Source organism: Micromonospora sp. NPDC006431 (assembly GCF_042870725.1).
Lineage (GTDB): Bacteria > Actinomycetota > Actinomycetes > Mycobacteriales > Micromonosporaceae > Micromonospora.
Genome location: NZ_JBIAHQ010000002.1, coordinates 33,106 through 47,985, shown reverse-complemented (window position 1 = coordinate 47,985; position 14,880 = coordinate 33,106). Strand labels below are relative to the sequence as shown.

The 14,880-nt window shown below is 72.3% G+C and carries 13 protein-coding genes and 1 tRNA gene; 8 read left to right on the top strand and 6 right to left on the bottom strand.

The window, feature by feature from the left end; all coding sequences use genetic code 11:
- Nucleotides 1-46: 46 nt before the first annotated feature.
- The 4 genes from pyk (at nucleotide 47) to ACFYM6_RS03740 (ending at nucleotide 4,268) form a co-directional block, all read left to right on the top strand.
- Nucleotides 47-1,495: a pyruvate kinase gene (gene pyk / locus ACFYM6_RS03755; protein ID WP_387271953.1), complete on the top strand. Its 1,449-nt coding sequence runs from the start codon at nucleotides 47-49 to the stop codon at nucleotides 1,493-1,495.
- Nucleotides 1,496-1,675: 180 nt separating this feature from the next.
- Nucleotides 1,676-2,545: an acyl-CoA thioesterase gene (locus ACFYM6_RS03750; RefSeq protein WP_387272774.1), complete on the top strand. Its 870-nt coding sequence runs from the start codon at nucleotides 1,676-1,678 to the stop codon at nucleotides 2,543-2,545.
- Nucleotides 2,546-2,616: 71 nt separating this feature from the next.
- Nucleotides 2,617-3,087, top strand: a complete 471-nt coding sequence (locus tag ACFYM6_RS03745; RefSeq protein WP_387271951.1) for an RrF2 family transcriptional regulator — start codon at nucleotides 2,617-2,619, stop codon at nucleotides 3,085-3,087.
- A gap of 206 nt (nucleotides 3,088-3,293) precedes the next feature.
- Nucleotides 3,294-4,268 (top strand): sulfite exporter TauE/SafE family protein, encoded by a 975-nt coding sequence (locus ACFYM6_RS03740; RefSeq protein ID WP_387271949.1) that lies wholly within the window; start codon nucleotides 3,294-3,296, stop codon nucleotides 4,266-4,268.
- Between the two features lie 465 nt (nucleotides 4,269-4,733).
- Here the strand turns inward: ACFYM6_RS03740 and ACFYM6_RS03735 are convergent, their stop codons facing one another.
- The 4 genes from ACFYM6_RS03735 to ACFYM6_RS03720 all read right to left on the bottom strand — a co-directional run bounded on the left by ACFYM6_RS03735 (nucleotide 4,734) and on the right by ACFYM6_RS03720 (nucleotide 9,291).
- Entirely contained in the window at nucleotides 4,734-5,318 is a 585-nt protein-coding gene (locus tag ACFYM6_RS03735) for a hypothetical protein (RefSeq protein ID WP_387271947.1), read from the bottom strand.
- Nucleotides 5,319-6,088: 770 nt separating this feature from the next.
- Nucleotides 6,089-7,522, bottom strand: a complete 1,434-nt coding sequence (locus tag ACFYM6_RS03730) for a pyridoxal-dependent decarboxylase (protein WP_387271945.1) — start codon at nucleotides 7,520-7,522, stop codon at nucleotides 6,089-6,091.
- A 232-nt stretch (nucleotides 7,523-7,754) separates the two neighbouring features.
- Entirely contained in the window at nucleotides 7,755-8,765 is a 1,011-nt protein-coding gene (locus tag ACFYM6_RS03725; RefSeq protein ID WP_387271943.1) for an LLM class flavin-dependent oxidoreductase, read from the bottom strand.
- A gap of 46 nt (nucleotides 8,766-8,811) precedes the next feature.
- Nucleotides 8,812-9,291 carry an Lrp/AsnC family transcriptional regulator gene (locus ACFYM6_RS03720; RefSeq protein WP_387271941.1) on the bottom strand — a complete coding sequence of 160 codons (480 nt, stop codon included), beginning with the start codon at nucleotides 9,289-9,291 and terminating at the stop codon, nucleotides 8,812-8,814.
- 102 nt (nucleotides 9,292-9,393) lie between these two features.
- On the opposite strand from ACFYM6_RS03720, the gene ACFYM6_RS03715 reads away from it, so the two are divergent.
- A complete protein-coding gene (locus tag ACFYM6_RS03715) occupies nucleotides 9,394-10,551 on the top strand; it encodes a trans-sulfuration enzyme family protein (protein WP_387271939.1) in 1,158 nt (385 codons plus the stop codon).
- A gap of 37 nt (nucleotides 10,552-10,588) precedes the next feature.
- Here the strand turns inward: ACFYM6_RS03715 and ACFYM6_RS03710 are convergent, their stop codons facing one another.
- Both ACFYM6_RS03710 and ACFYM6_RS03705 read right to left on the bottom strand, forming a co-directional pair.
- Entirely contained in the window at nucleotides 10,589-11,356 is a 768-nt protein-coding gene (locus tag ACFYM6_RS03710) for a helix-turn-helix domain-containing protein (RefSeq protein WP_387271937.1), read from the bottom strand.
- Nucleotides 11,357-11,371: 15 nt separating this feature from the next.
- Nucleotides 11,372-11,445: transfer RNA gene (locus ACFYM6_RS03705), tRNA-Leu, on the bottom strand.
- 93 nt (nucleotides 11,446-11,538) lie between these two features.
- On the opposite strand from ACFYM6_RS03705, the gene ACFYM6_RS03700 reads away from it, so the two are divergent.
- The 3 genes from ACFYM6_RS03700 (at nucleotide 11,539) to ACFYM6_RS03690 (ending at nucleotide 14,833) form a co-directional block, all read left to right on the top strand.
- Nucleotides 11,539-12,159 carry an ANTAR domain-containing response regulator gene (locus ACFYM6_RS03700; protein WP_073833838.1) on the top strand — a complete coding sequence of 207 codons (621 nt, stop codon included), beginning with the start codon at nucleotides 11,539-11,541 and terminating at the stop codon, nucleotides 12,157-12,159.
- Nucleotides 12,160-12,212: 53 nt separating this feature from the next.
- On the top strand, nucleotides 12,213-13,412 hold the full coding sequence (locus tag ACFYM6_RS03695; protein ID WP_387271935.1) for a hypothetical protein: 1,200 nt from the start codon (nucleotides 12,213-12,215) through the stop codon (nucleotides 13,410-13,412).
- A 260-nt stretch (nucleotides 13,413-13,672) separates the two neighbouring features.
- Nucleotides 13,673-14,833, top strand: coding sequence for a branched-chain amino acid ABC transporter substrate-binding protein (locus tag ACFYM6_RS03690; RefSeq protein ID WP_387271933.1), 1,161 nt, complete (start codon nucleotides 13,673-13,675; stop codon nucleotides 14,831-14,833).
- Nucleotides 14,834-14,880 lie beyond the last annotated feature (47 nt).

The following is a 14,880-nucleotide window of genomic DNA, read 5'->3' as shown; positions in this document are numbered from 1 at the left end:
TGAAAGGGGTCGGCCGGCAGGTCGACCCGGAGGAGAGACTAGCCTGATGGGCGTGACACGCCGCGCGAAGATCGTCTGCACCCTCGGCCCCGCCACCTCGTCCCCGGAGCGCATTCGGGGCCTGGTCGAGGCGGGCATGAACGTGGCGAGGCTCAACTTCAGCCACGGCAGTCACGCCGACCACGAGGCGGTCTGCCGGTTGGTCCGCGAGGCGGCCGAGGCGGCCGGGCGCCCGGTGGCGGTCCTCGCGGACCTGCAGGGCCCGAAGATCCGGCTCGGCCGGTTCGCCGACGGCCCGCACGAGTGGCGCACCGGCGACTCGGTGGTGATCACCGGTGACGACATCCTCGGCACCAAGGAGCGGGTCTCCTGCACCTACCGCAAGCTGCCGCAGGAGGTGAAGCCGGGTGACCGGCTGCTGATCGACGACGGCCGCGTCGCGGTCGAGGTCAGCGACGTCACCGGCAACGACATCCGCTGCCTGGTCACCGAGGGCGGCGCGGTCTCCAACAACAAGGGCGTCTCGCTGCCGAACGTGGCGGTCAGCGTCCCGGCCCTGTCCGAGAAGGACGCCGAGGACCTGCGGTTCGCCCTCGGCCTGGGCGTCGACCTGATCGCGCTCTCCTTCGTGCGCTCGCCGGAGGACATCAAGCTGGTGCACGCGATCATGGCCGAGGAGGGCGTGCAGCGCCCGGTCCTGGCCAAGGTCGAGAAGCCCGAGGCGGTCGACCACCTGGAGGCGATCGTGCTCGCCTTCGACGGGGTCATGGTCGCCCGCGGCGACCTCGGCGTCGAGATGCCGCTGGACCAGGTGCCGCTGGTGCAGAAGCGCGCCGTGCAGCTCTGCCGGGAGAACGCCAAGCCGGTCATCGTGGCCACCCAGATGCTCGACTCCATGATCGAGAATTCGCGGCCGACCCGCGCCGAGGCCTCCGACGTGGCCAACGCGGTGCTCGACGGCGCGGACGCCGTGATGCTCTCCGGCGAGACCAGCGTCGGCAAGTACCCGGTGCTCACGGTCAGCACCATGGCCAAGATCATCTCCACCACCGAGTCCGGCTCGATCGCCGTGCCGCGGCTGCAGCACGACCCGCGTACCCACGGCGGCGCCCTCACCGTCGGCGCGTCCTCCATCGCCCGGGCCATCGGCGCCAAGGCGCTGGTCGCCTTCTCGCAGACCGGCGACACCGTCCGGCGGCTCAGCCGGCTGCACTGCGACCTGCCGCTGCTCGCCTTCACCCCGGTGCCCGAGGTGCGCAACCAGCTCGCCCTCTCCTGGGGCGTGGAGACCTTCCTGATGCCGTTCGTCGCGCACACCGACGACATGTTCCGCCAGGTCGACCAGGCGCTGCTCGGCCTCAACCGGGCCAACCCCGGCGATCACGTGGTGATCGTGGCCGGCAGCCCGCCCGGCACCCCCGGCTCCACCAACACCCTGCGGGTGCACCAGCTCGGCTCGCTGGTCGACGCCGCCTCGGCCCGAGCGCTGCAGTGAGCGAGCGGGGCGCCCGAGCCATCCGGCTCGGTGGCGAGGCGCCCGGCGTGAGCGCGAGGAGTGAGCCGGTCTTGCGAGCCTCGCAGTCGCGAACTGAGGTGGCCCCGTGAGCGCGAGGAGTGAGCCGGTTTTGCGAGCCCCGCAGTCGCGAACTGAGGTGGCCCCGTGAGCGACCAGCCGGTGGCGACCGGCCAGGCCGCGGTCGACCAGCTCCTCGAGGTCCTCGACCTGGACAAGGTCGGCGAGATGATCTTCCGGGGGATCAGCCCGCCGGTCGGCCCGCAGCGGGTGTACGGCGGCCAGGTTGCCGGCCAGGCGCTGGTGGCCGCCGGCCGCACCGTCGACCCGGAGCGCTTCGTGCACTCCCTGCACGGCTACTTCGTCCGCCCCGGTGACCCGGCCGAGCCGATCGAATACCGGGTCGAGGACATCCGGGACGGCCGGTCCTTTTCGGTCCGCCGCTCGGTCGCGCTGCAGCACGACAAGCCGATCTTTTTCATGTCGGCCTCGTTCCAGCGGCAGGAGGAGGGGCTGGACCACCACGCGCCGGCCCCGCCGGACGTGCCCGGGCCGGACGAGATCCCGACCATGACCGACCGGCTCGCCCGCTACCCGGAGCGCCTCGGCATCTGGGGTCAGATCCCGCGCCCGATCGACGTCCGCTACGTCGGCGAGCCCGGCTGGGTACGCCCCGGCGACCGCCCCGCCGAGCCGCACCAGCGGGTGTGGATGCGCATCGACGGCAAGCTGCCCGACGACCCGCTGCTGCACGCCTGCGCCCTCACGTACGCCTCCGACCTGACCCTGCTCGACTCGGTGCTGTCCGTGCACGGCGAGGTGTGGGGGCCCGGGGGAGTGGTGGGCGCGAGCCTCGACCACGCGCTCTGGTTCCACCGGCGGTTCCGCGCCGACGAGTGGTTCCTCTACGACTGCTGGAGCCCGTCCGCCTCGGGCGCCCGCGGGCTGGCCACCGGCCGGATGTTCACCACCGACGGCCGGCACATCGCCAGCGCGGTGCAGGAGGGCTTGCTGCGCCGCGAGGGCGCCTGACCGGGCCACCGTGCCCGCTCGGGCGAGGGCCGGCAATCCGGCTGGCTGAGCAGCCGACTAATCTTGCCGGCATGCGTCTCTCCGCCCGGGTCGACTACGCCCTCCGCGCGGCCGCCGAGCTGGCCTCGGTCGCCGACGGGACGGTCACCGGACGGAGCCGCCCGGTGACCGCCGAGCAGATCGCCCGCGCCCAGGACATCCCGCCGAAGTTCCTGGAGAGCATCCTGCTCCAGCTGCGCCGGGGCGGGATCGTGCACGCCCAGCGGGGGCCCGAGGGCGGCTACTGGCTGGCCCGGCCGGCGGCGGAGATCTCCCTCGCCGAGGTGATCCGGGTGATCGACGGTCCGCTCGCCCACATCCGCGGTCAGCGCCCCGAGGATCTCGGCTACCAGGGAGCGGCCCGGGCGTTGCAGGACGTCTGGATCGCCCTGCGGGCCAGTGAGCGACAGATCCTGGAGCAGGTCTCCCTCGCCGACGTGGCCAGCGGTGCACTGCCCGGCCGGGTCAACGAGCTCGCCGCCGACCCGAGCGCCTGGAGCTGACCGACCCGGCCGTCCGCCGGCCCGCCCCTCAGCCCGTGACCGGGCTGCCCGCGCTCCGCCCGCCGGTCCCGCCCCGGCCGGCTGACCCGCGACCATTCCGCGCCGTCCGGTGCGTCCCACGAACTGGATGGGGGACTTGACCGGAGCGGTCGCGTACCGCATTGTCGACCAAGTCGATAGGAGATGCCGAAAAGTCGGAGGACCTCGTGCGCAAGCTGCTGATCCTCGCCCTGGTCGGGCTCGCCGCGCAGCTGGTCGACGGCGCGCTCGGCATGGCGTACGGGCTGACCTCCTCCACCCTGCTGCTGTTCGCCGGGGTGGCGCCGGCCGCCGCGTCCGCCTCGGTGCACCTGGCGGAGATCGGCACCACGCTCGCCGCCGGGGTGGCGCACTGGCGGTTCGGCAACGTCGACTGGCGGGTGGTCGCCCGGATCGCGGTACCCGGCGCGATCGGCGCATTCGCCGGCGCCACCTTCCTCAGCTCGATCTCCACCGAGGCCGCCGCCCCGTGGATGGCCGCGATCCTGTTCACCCTGGGCGCGTACCTGCTGGTGCGCTTCTCCCGACCGCTGCGCGCCAACCGGACCGCCGGCCGGCTGCGGGGCCGCTTCCTGAGCCCGCTCGGCCTGGTCGCGGGCTTCATCGACGCCACCGGCGGAGGGGGCTGGGGCCCGGTCGCCACGCCCGCGCTGCTCGTCTCCGGCCGGATGGAGCCGCGCAAGGTCATCGGTTCGGTCGACACCGCCGAGTTCATGGTCGCCGGCGCGGCCAGCATCGGGTTCCTGATCGGCCTCGGCTCCGAGGGCTTCCTGCTGCCCACCGTGGCCGCACTGCTGATCGGTGGCCTGGTCGCGGCGCCGATCGCCGCCTGGCTGGTCCGCATCGTTCCCGCCCAACTGCTGGGCGCGACGATCGGCGGCGTGATCGTGCTGACCAACGCCCGGACGCTGCTGCGCGCCGGTGAGCTGGCCGGCCCGGTCCCGTTCCTGGTCTACGCGGTGCTCGGCGCCGGCTGGCTGGTCGCGCTGGCGCTGGCCGTGCGGGCGCTGCGCCGCACCCGCCACGCCCGGGCGGTCGCCGAGGCCGCCCTCGCCGTCCCGGTCGCCGGCGCCCCGGTGGGCCAGGCCGACGCCGCGCCGCCCGAGGAGCCCCGGCGGCTCGCCGCCGCCGTCGAGGGCTGATCCGGGGTACGCCGCCAGCTGCGGTTGCTCCGTGGGCGCCGGGCTGGGGTGACCGGCGCGGCTGTGGGCGGTGGTTGCGCTTGTGGGCTGGGGGCGAGGGTGACCGGCTCCGGGCGGTCAGGCTTGATCCCTGCTCTTCGCTCGGGGGCTGGCGGCGACCGTGCCCGGCTCCGGGCGGTCACGCTTGATCCCTGCCGGTCACGGTCGCCCCCAGCCCTGTCGTGGGCCTTCGCCGCCCGTGCGTTGCCTGGTACGACCTGCTGCCGGGTCGTCGGGCGCTTCTGCGCCAGCAGTGAGTGTTTCGGGATCTTGGATGGTTTCCAGTCAGCGCTGGACGGGCGACTGTCCAAGGTCCGGAAACGGCTGCTGGCCGGCACCCGTCTTGGGGTGCCGGCCAGCGGCGTTGTGTGCTTGTTCGGTTGTCAGCTGTGGTGCTCAGCTGTTTGGGTCAGCTGATCAGGTGGGTCAGCTGTTCCAGTGCTGGGCGACGAGGTCGGCGGCCTGCTGTTCCCACTGGGCGTAGGCGTCCGGGTAGGCCGACACCTGCACCGTCTGGGCGGCCTTGGTCAGCGGCATGTCCTGCCAACCGTCGATCTGCTTCAGACCCTTCTCGAACGCCAGGGTCGCGTACTCCGGGTCCGTGATCTGCTCCGGCGTACCCCAACCACTGGAGGGGCGCTGCTGGAACAGGCCCAGCGAGTCATGGTCGTTGGCGTCGCCGAGGTGGCCCAGGTTCTCCAGCTTCGACTCCTGCAGGCTCGTGGCGATCGAGATCACCGCGGCCCGTTCCGGCAGGCCGGCCTTCTTGGTGGCGGCGATGATCGCCTTCGCGTTGGCGGTCTGCTCGTCGTTCAGGGTGATCTTCGACTGGGCGCCCTGCACACCATGCGGGATCAGCTTGCCCATGTCCGGCTTGTCGGCCTGCACCGCCGCCACCGGGTTGGCGTGCACCGGCTCAGCGGCGTGGGCGGCGATCGGGCCGGCGAACACACCACCGGTGAAAGCCAGACCAGCAACACCAAGAATGCTCTTACGCAGGATCGTGTTCATGATCAAAGCTCCATTCGGGGGTTTGGCGCACACACCGATGGGGGTCGGCTACATGTGCGCAAGCACCGTCAGGCGCTCAAAAAGGGGGGAAAGTCTGTGGACCAGCAGCTCGCTCTGCGCGGCGCCGGGACCATATCCAACGACCGGCGGCCCGCCATCATTCCGGGCCCGACCACCCCACCACACGGGGCGGCTTTCCTCGGTCGCGAGTCATCTGCAACGACCGGCGGCCCGCCAACATTCCGGGCCCGACCACCCCGCCTCACGGGGCATCGGTCGCGGGTTCATCTACAACGACCGGCGGCCCATCGTCATTCCGACCCGGGCCCTGGCGGCCTGGCTCGCCGGGTGCCTTCCTCAGCCGTGCACCCGGGTTCAACGACCCCCGGCCGCCCGAGATTCCGCGCCCAGGATGCCGGCCGTCACACCCACAAACCGGACATCACCCACCACGAGACCCGGCTAGTCGGGCCCGAACCATCCTTGATCCACTCCAGGTCGCGGAAACGGCGGCAACCTACACCCGCCGACACCGCCACATCCCCGACACGGCGTCGGGGACAGCCGCCTGTCGCCGCCGAACGTCGTGTTGCCCAGACGTTCTGAGACATCGGCCCTCGACGCGGCGAGGCCACACTTTCCCCGAAAACGGCCACTCCGAGCGCCCAAAGGCCACACTTTCGGTGAAACTGCACGCTCGGGGGCGCCCGGAGCCGGGCACGGGTGGGCCACACCCTAAGCGCAACCAGAAACGAACCGGGCACGCCGGGTCAGGCGGCGAGCAGGTCGTCGGCCGCGGCGGAGAGCAGCTCCCAGGCCTCGTCGACGTGCTCCTGCCCGGTGAGCGGCGAGCCGACCGCCAGGCGCAGCGCGTACCGTCCCTCGATCCGGGTGTGCGTGAGGTGCACCCGCCCGGTGCCGTTCACCCGGCGCAGCAGCTCCGCGCTCGCCTCGTCGCCGGCCCGCAGCCGGAAGCAGACCAGCGAGAACGGGTGCGGCGCGGCCAGTTCGAACCGGTCGTCGGCCGCCACCCGCGCGGCGAGCCGGTCGGCGAGCGCCACCCCCGAGCGGATGTGCGCCCGCAGCCCCTCGACGCCGTACCAGCGCAGCACGAACCAGAGCTTGAGCGCGCGGAACCGGCGGCCCAGCGGGACCTGCCAGTCCCGGTAGTCGATCACCGCGCCGGACTCGGTCGCCGCGTTGCGCAGGAACTCTGGCATCACCGTCAGCGCCTCGATCAGCTCGCCCCGGTCGGCCACCCAGAACGCGTCGCAGTCGAAGCCGGTGAGCAGCCACTTGTGCGGGTCGAAGCAGTACGAATCGGCGTACTCGACCCCGGCGTGCGACCAGCGCAGCTCCGGGCAGACCGCGGCCGCCCCCGCGTACGCGGCGTCGACGTGCAGCCAGACGCCGTACTCGGCGCAGATCGCGCCGATCTCCGGCAGCGGGTCGACCGCGGTGGTGGACGTGGTGCCGATGGTGGCGACCACGATCGCCGGCACCACCCCGGCGGACAGGTCCGCCTCGATCGCCGCCCGCAGCGCCGCCGGGCGCAACGCCTGCGTCGCCGGATCCACCTCGATCGCCCGTACCCCGTCGGCGCCCAGCCCGGCGATCCGGGCCGCCTTCTCGATCGACGAGTGCCCCTGCGTGGAGGTGTACGCGCGGTAGCGCCGGTCGACGCCGTCGGTCCGCCAGCGGCCCTTGCTGGCCCGGTGCAGCGCGCCCAGCGTGGCGACCAGCGTCGCCGACGAGGCGGAGTCCTGGATCACCCCGCCGCCGCGGCCGGTCGAGCGGAACCGCTCCGGCAGGTCGAGCAGGCCGGCGAGCCAGTCCAGCAGCACCGTCTCCAGCTCCGTGCAGGCCGGGCCGGTGGCCCAGAGCATCCCCTGCACGCCGAGCCCGGAGCTGACCAGGTCGCCGAGCACGCTCGGGCCGGAGGTGTTGGCCGGGAAGTAGCCGAAGAAGCCCGGATGCTGCCAGTGGGTCAGCCGGGGCGTGACGATCCGGTCCAGGTCGGCCAGGACGGCCTCGACCGGCTCGCCCCGCTCGGTCGGCCCGGCGGGCAGCGCGGCGGCCACCGCGCCCGGCGGGTCCTGCGACGTCACCGGCCGCTGTCCGAGCGTCGTCCAGTAGTCGGCGATCCAGTCCACCACGGCGTGCCCGGCGCGGCGGAACTCCTCCGGGTCCATGTGCTCAGCCATGGGGTGGAGTCGATCAGGTGGGCCGCTGTGGGGGCAAGCGTCGGGCGGCGGGCGGGACCGGCCGGACGAAAAAGCACCGGGCCGCCAGCCGCGGAACCCGCAGCGCTGGCGACCCGGTGCACCACACCACGGCACCCCCGACCCGTCCCGACCGGGAGTGCCGTACCACCACCGGTCATCAACCTACGGGTGCCGCGCGACGGAGGGGTGACACGGCTATGAAGAGCATGTTTCAGGCACCCCGGCGAAGTCCGCCGGCCACCTTCTCGGCGATCAACTCGAACGAACGGACCCGGTCCGCCACGTCGTACACCATCGTGGTCAGCATCAGCTCGTCCGCGCCGGTGCGCGCCAGCAGCGCGCCGAGCTGCCGGGCCACCGTCTCCGGCGAACCGGTCGCCTGGCCCTCCCGGCGCTGGACCACGAACTCCCGCTCCAACTCGGTGTACGGGTAGGCCGCCGCCTCCTCGGGCGTCGCCAGCGGCTCCGGCCGGCCCGAGCGCAGCTTCAGAAAGGACAGCCCGGCCGGCCCGGCCAGCCACTCCGCCCGCTCGTCGGTCTCCGCGCAGACCGCGTTCACGGCGACCATCGCGTACGGCTGCTCCAGCCACTGCGACGGCCGGAAACTCTGCCGGTAGAGCTGCAGCGCGGGCAGCGTGTTCTGCGCGCTGAAGTGGTGCGCGAACGAGAACGGCAGCCCGAGCAGCCCGGCGAGCTGGGCACTGAAGCCGCTCGACCCGAGCAGCCAGACCGCCGGCGACTGGCCCCGGCCCGGGGTCGCGGTGATCGGCCCCGGCTCCGCGCCGCTGAAATAGTTCATCAGGTCGGCCAGCTCCCGCGGGAAGTGCTCGGCCGACAGCCCCTCCATGCTCCGGCGCAGCGCCAACGCGGTCACCTGGTCGGTGCCGGGCGCCCGGCCGATGCCCAGGTCGATCCGGCCCGGGTGCAGCGCCTCCAGGGTGCCGAACTGCTCCGCCACCACCAGCGGCGCGTGGTTGGGCAGCATCACCCCGCCGGAGCCGAGCCGGATCGCCGAGGTGTGGGCCGCCAGGTGGGCGAGCAGCACCGCCGGAGCCGAACTGGCGATCGCGGGCATGTTGTGGTGCTCGGCCACCCAGAACCGGCGGTAGCCCAGCTCCTCGGTGCGCCGGGCCAACTCGGTCGTGTGTCGCAGGGCCTCACCGGCGCTGCCGCCGGCCGCGACCGGAGCAAGATCAAGAACAGACAAGGGTACGTCGATCACGCCTTTGAGCAACCCGCCGGACGCCGGACTTGTTCCGGACGGTGCCCTAACCCATACCGCGCGCCTGCTCGAAGATCAGGCTGGTCTGGGTGTGCTGCACCGCCGGATCCACCGCCAGATGGTCCAGCACGAAGTCCCGCAGCGCATCCCCGGACGCCGCCCGCACGTGCAGCACGTAGTCCTCCGCACCGGCCACGTGGAACACCGACACCACCCCCGGCAACCGCACCGACCGGGCCCGGAACGCGTCCACCGCCGCCCGCTCGTGCGCGGCCAACCGCACCGACACCAGCGCCTGCAACGGCAACCCCACCGCCGCCGGGTCCACCTCCGCGTGGAACCCGCGGATCGCCCCGCACTCGCGCAGCGCCCGGGTACGCGTCAGACACGTCGACGGGGCCACCCCGACCCGCTCGGCGAGGGCGTTGTTCGGCAGCCGGCCGTCGACGGCCAGCTCGGTCAGGATCGCGCGGTCGATGTCGTCCAGCGCCGCGAACGGCCGTACATCATTCGGTGCCACGGGCATGCGAGCATCATCCATCGAATCTGGGGATGGCGAAAGTGCAATCCGCAGAATCTTGTTCGCCTCTATTGCCCTGTGCTGGTCTGATGTTCGACGCTTCGGGCCATGACCGCCGTGGACACCAGAGCCGTGCACGCCGGGCGCGACGACCTCGCCGGTCTCGGCGTCCACGTACCGCCCATCGACCTCTCCACCACCAACCCGCTGCCGTCGGTCGCCGGCGGCGGCGACGCCTACGAGACCCTCGCCACCGGCGGCACCCTCCCGCCCGACGGCAGCGCCGTCTACCAGCGGCTCTGGAACCCCACCGTGGCCCGCTTCGAGACCGCCCTCGCCGAACTCGAAGGCACCGCCGAAGCCGTCGCCTTCGCCAGCGGCATGGCCGCCCTCACCGCCACCCTGCTCGCCGCCACCCGCGACGGACGCCGCCACGTCGTCGCCATCCGCCCCCTCTACGGCGGCACCGACCACGTGCTCGCCACCGGCCTGCTCGGCACCGAGGTCACCTGGGCCCGACCCGACCAGGTCGCCGCCGCGATCCGCCCCGACACCGCCCTGGTCGTCGTCGAGACCCCGGCCAACCCCACCCTCGACCTCGTCGACATCGCCGCCCTCGCCACCGCCGCCGGCCACGTCCCACTGCTCGTCGACAACACCGTCGCCACCCCCGTACTCCAGCAGCCCGCCCGGCACGGCGCCGCACTCGTGCTGCACAGCGCCACCAAGAGCATCGGCGGCCACGGTGACGTCCTCGCCGGCGTCGTCGCCTGCGACCCCGGCTGGGCCGCCCGGCTACGCCAGGTCCGCGCCGTCACCGGCGCGATCCTGCACCCGCTCGGCGCGTACCTGCTGCACCGCGGCCTGCAGACCCTGCCGCTGCGGGTCCGCGCCCAGCAGGCCGGCGCCGAGAAACTCGCCGGCTGGCTCGCCGGCCATTCCGCCGTCACGCGCGTGCACCACCCCGCGCACCACGACCCGGCCGGGCTGGTCGGCCGCCAGATGTCCGGCCCCGGCAGCCTGCTCGCCTTCGAGGTACGCGGCGGCGCCCCCGCCGCGGCCGCCGTCGCGGGTGCCTGCCGGCTGATCACCCACGCCGTGTCGCTCGGCGGCGTCGACACCCTTATCCAGCACCCCGCCTCGCTCACCCACCGGCCGGTCGAGGGCGACGCCAAGCCGTGCGGGGGCCTGTTGCGGCTCTCCGTCGGCCTGGAGGACCCGGAGGATCTGCGGGCGGACCTGGAACAGGCGCTCGCGGCGAGCTGACACCTGGCCCTCTCCGTGCCCGTGGTGTTGCCCGGTCTCAGGACTTCGGGCCGACGTGACCATCCAGGGCGGCGACCGCGTCCCGCCGGGCGACCGACAGCGACCACGGCAGGTTCATCCGCCAGGCGATGCCCAGCAGGTCCAGCGCCCACTGGCAGAGGCCCATGATGTCGGGGGACCGGTTGGAGAACATGTAGCGCGGATAAACGTATTCCTTGCCGCGGACGGTGACCCGGTTGGCGAACCGGCACCCGTCGGAGTGGAACAGGCCGCGTAGAAAGTCGCCCGGTTGCGCCGCCACGATCTCCCGCTGCCAATCGGCCAGGACGATCGGCCGCTCATGCTTCTTGCCGGGCCCGTGCTGCGGGAACAGGCACGGCCAGTGGTTGCCGTAGCTCTGCACGTTGACGCAGCCCTGCTTCTGCACGCGCTGCACCGAGGCCGCGAGGACGCTCTTCATAGCTTGCTCGCAGGCTTCGATCAGGCCGGGCCAGGCATCGGCGCAACTGATGCGCAGCACCGGAACCCGCGCGGCGGTGACGAGGTGTCCGTCGCCGAGGTAGAGGCCGAGGAGATAGGCATACTGACCGGGATCTGTCGGATTGTCTACATCAGAGCGGCAGCGGAAGCAGCGTAGTGCGCTGCTCTGTTGCTTCGGCTCCGGTCGATCCTTGCACCAGTGGCGGACGGTGGGATAGGAGAGCCCGACGGCCCGGGCGGCCTCCGCGACGGTCGCGCCAGCCAGGTACAGGCGCCGCGCTCGGGCGCGCATTTCGGGTGGGTGCATATAGGCATCTTCGAACACCCGTGCGACAGTTTGTGCCCCCGGTGGGACTCGAACCCACACTGTCGGAGGTTTGAGCTCCGTCTCTCTTCCGGTTGGAGTACAGGGGCTTCCGTGATCCGGCCTTGACAGACTACCCACTAGGCTAGGGGCGGCGACACCCGGCACGGCGGGTGTCGGGCTCGAACTGGTGGGAGAGGCTCGTGGCCGAGACGCAGACGGATGGGGAGCGCAGGCGCGTACTGATCGCCGAGGACGAGGCGCTCATCCGGCTGGACCTGGCCGAGATGCTGGTCGAAGAGGGCTACGAGGTGGTCGGCGAGGCCGGTGACGGCGAGACTGCCGTGAAGCTCGCCGAGGAGCTGAAGCCGGATCTGGTCATCCTCGACATCAAGATGCCGATCATGGACGGGCTGGCCGCCGCCGAGCGGATCGCCGGCGCCCGGATCGCCCCGGTGATCATCCTCACCGCGTTCAGCCAGCGGGACCTGGTGGAGCGGGCCCGGGCCGCCGGCGCGATGGCGTACCTGGTCAAGCCGTTCCAGAAGAGCGATCTGGTGCCGGCGGTGGAGATCGCCCTGTCCCGCTACTCGGAGATCGCCGCGCTCGAGGCGGAGGTGGCCGGCCTCACCGACCGGCTGGAGATCCGCAAGACCGTGGAACGCGCCAAGGGCGCGCTGATGACCACGTATGGGATGACCGAGCCGCAGGCGTTCAAGTGGATCCAGCGGACGGCGATGGACCACCGGATGACCATGAAGGAGGTCGCCGAGCGGATCCTCGCCGAGACTGCCGGCGGCGAGGTGGCCCAGCCGGCCTCCTGACGGTGCCGGTCGGCCGGTGCGCTGGAGCGGCGGGGATCGATAGACTCCGGTCCGTGGCGGCGCGGCGGCTGGTGGCGATGCTCGGTGTCGTCGTCGTGCTGCTCGCCGGTTGCGTACGGGCGAAGGCGCACGTCGAGCCCGGGCCGCTCCGCCCGCGGTGGCAGCCGCTGGCGCTGCCGGTGCCGCCGGGAACGCCCGGCCGGTTGGTGCTGCGCGAAGTGGTGTCCTGCGCCGGGCGCTGGTTCGTGGTGGGTGGGGTGGTCGACCCGGCGGGGGAGACCCGCCCGGCGGCGTGGGCCAGTGCCGACGGTCTCTCCTGGTCGTCCGTGCCGATCGCGTCGTCGAGTTTTTACGGGGCGCGGCACGTGCTCTACGCGGCGGCCTGCCGGCAGGGCCGGCTGGGGGCGTTGGGTGCGCGGAACGGGGGCGTGCACGGCAATCCACGTACGGGCACCTGGGTCCAGGACCCGGACGGCACGCTGCGGGAGGCGGTGGCCCCGTTCGAGTTGTACGGGGGGCCCCGGGCGGTGAGCGTTTCCCGGCTGGTCGCGGGGCCGGGCGGGTGGCTGGTGGTCGGGTCCCGGGCCGACGGGGCGGCGGTGTGGACGTCACCGGACGGGGCGCGGTTCACGCTGCATGAGGGTGTGCCGGAGTTGGCCGGCGACGCTCGGGGCCGGACGGTCGGGTTGGACGCGGTGGCCGTACCGCCGGGGTGGCTGGTGGTGGGGGCGGTGCTGCCGCCGCACGGGACGGCGGCGCTGCCGCTCGCCTGGACGTCGGTGGACGGGCGGGCCTGGCGGCGGATGGAGTTGCCGGCGTCGGATGGGCGGAGCCAGGCGCAGCGGGTTGCTCTGGTGGGCGGCGCGGTGGTGGCGGTCGGTCCGGTGCGGGACGGGTTCGGGGTGTGGCGGGCGGCTGGCGCCGGCGGCGGTGCGGGGCGGGCCGGTGCCGCGGGCTGGCGGCGGGTCGGTGGTTTCGGTGCGGCGGGTCCGGGGGTGTCGTCGGTGCGCGGGCTGGTGTCGGCTGCCGGCGGCGGGTTGCTTGCGGTGACCGGCGACGGGAATCGTCACGGTCTGTGGTTCTCGGTCGATTCGGGCGGTTCATGGCGGCCGATGGTGCTGCCGGTCGCGGTGCCTGACGGTGGGGATACCGCGGTGGCGGCGGCGTTCGACGAGGATCGACTGATGTTGGTCGCCGATGATGGTGGGGAGTCTCGTGCCTGGTGGGCGGCGGTGCCGATCGTCGGTCGGTAGCGGGTGGAGCGGCGTTGGCTGCTTACCGATGAAACAAAGGTGAAAGCCTCTCGCGACCGACGGTTCTTACAGCGATCGCTTCCAATCCGCCACGGCGTGTAACGGTTCGGTCAACCCGCTCTCCTGGGACTTACGCCACAGCTCCCACGTGGGATAACGTCCCGGCCCAGACCGGCGACGACGGTCTGGTTCGTTCGCCCCCCGCAAGGGCCAATTGGCAGCGGGTGGTTGGGGCCATGCGACGGAGGAGGGTTCGGGCCTTGAGGCAGAAGCTCGCGCGCGTGATCGGTGGAGCTGCCATGCTGGCGCTCGTCGCCGGCGGCACCGCCTGCAGCAGCAGCGGTGGTGACAGCGCGTCCGGTGGTGACAAGTGTGGCAACAAGATCGCGTTCTTCGGTGCGCTGACGGGTAGCTCGGCGGCGCTCGGCATCAACGAGAACAACGGCGTCAAGCTGGCCGTCGACAAGTACAACAAGGAGAACGCCGACTGCAAGGTCGAGCTGGTTCCGCTCGACTCGCAGGGCAGCCCGGACCAGGCCCCGAGCCTGGCGCAGAAGGCCATCGACGACCCGAAGATCCTCGGCATCGTCGGCCCGGCCTACTCCGGTGAGTCGGAGGCCGCCGACCCGCTGTTCTCCGAGGCCGGCCTGGTGCACATCACCGCGTCCGCGACCCGGCCCAGCCTGAGCCAGCAGGGCTGGAAGACCTTCTTCCGGGCGGTCGGTAACGACTTCAGCCAGGGCCCCGCGGCCGGTAGCTACATCCAGAACGTGATGAAGGCCGACCGGGTCTACGTCATCGACGACCAGTCGGCGTACGGCGCGGGCCTGGCCGACGAGGTCAAGAAGGTGCTCGGCGCGGCCGTGGTCGGCTCGGACAAGGTCCAGGGCGACGGCAAGCAGACCGACTTCTCCGGCGTGGTCACCAAGGTGAAGGCCGGGAACGTCAAGGCGGTCTTCTACGGCGGCTACTACCAGGAGGCCGGCCTGATCCGCAAGCAGCTCACCGCTGCCGGGGTCACCGCTCCGCTGGTCGCCGGCGACGGCGTCAACGACCCGGCCTACATCGCCTCCGCGGGCGCGGCGGCGGCCGAGGGCACCATCCTCACCTGCCCGTGCCAGCCGGCCAGCGAGGCGCGCGGCACCTTCGCCCAGGAGTACAAGGCGCTCAACGGCACCGACCCGGGCACCTACAGCGACACCGCCTACGACGCGGCGAACATCCTGCTCGCCGGCATCAAGGCGGGCAAGACCAGCCGCACCGACCTGCTGGACTTCGTGAAGAACTACTCCGGCGAGGGCGTGGCGGCCAACTACAAGTTCGTCGAGGGTGGCGAGCTGGACCCGGCGCAGGTGAAGGTCTGGGCCTTCAAGGTTCAGGGTGGCCAGGTCGTCCCGGACCAGGAGATCAAGAAGTCCTGACGACGGTCGCTGCTACAGCGGTTGAGTCGTGATCGCGGGTGCGGCCG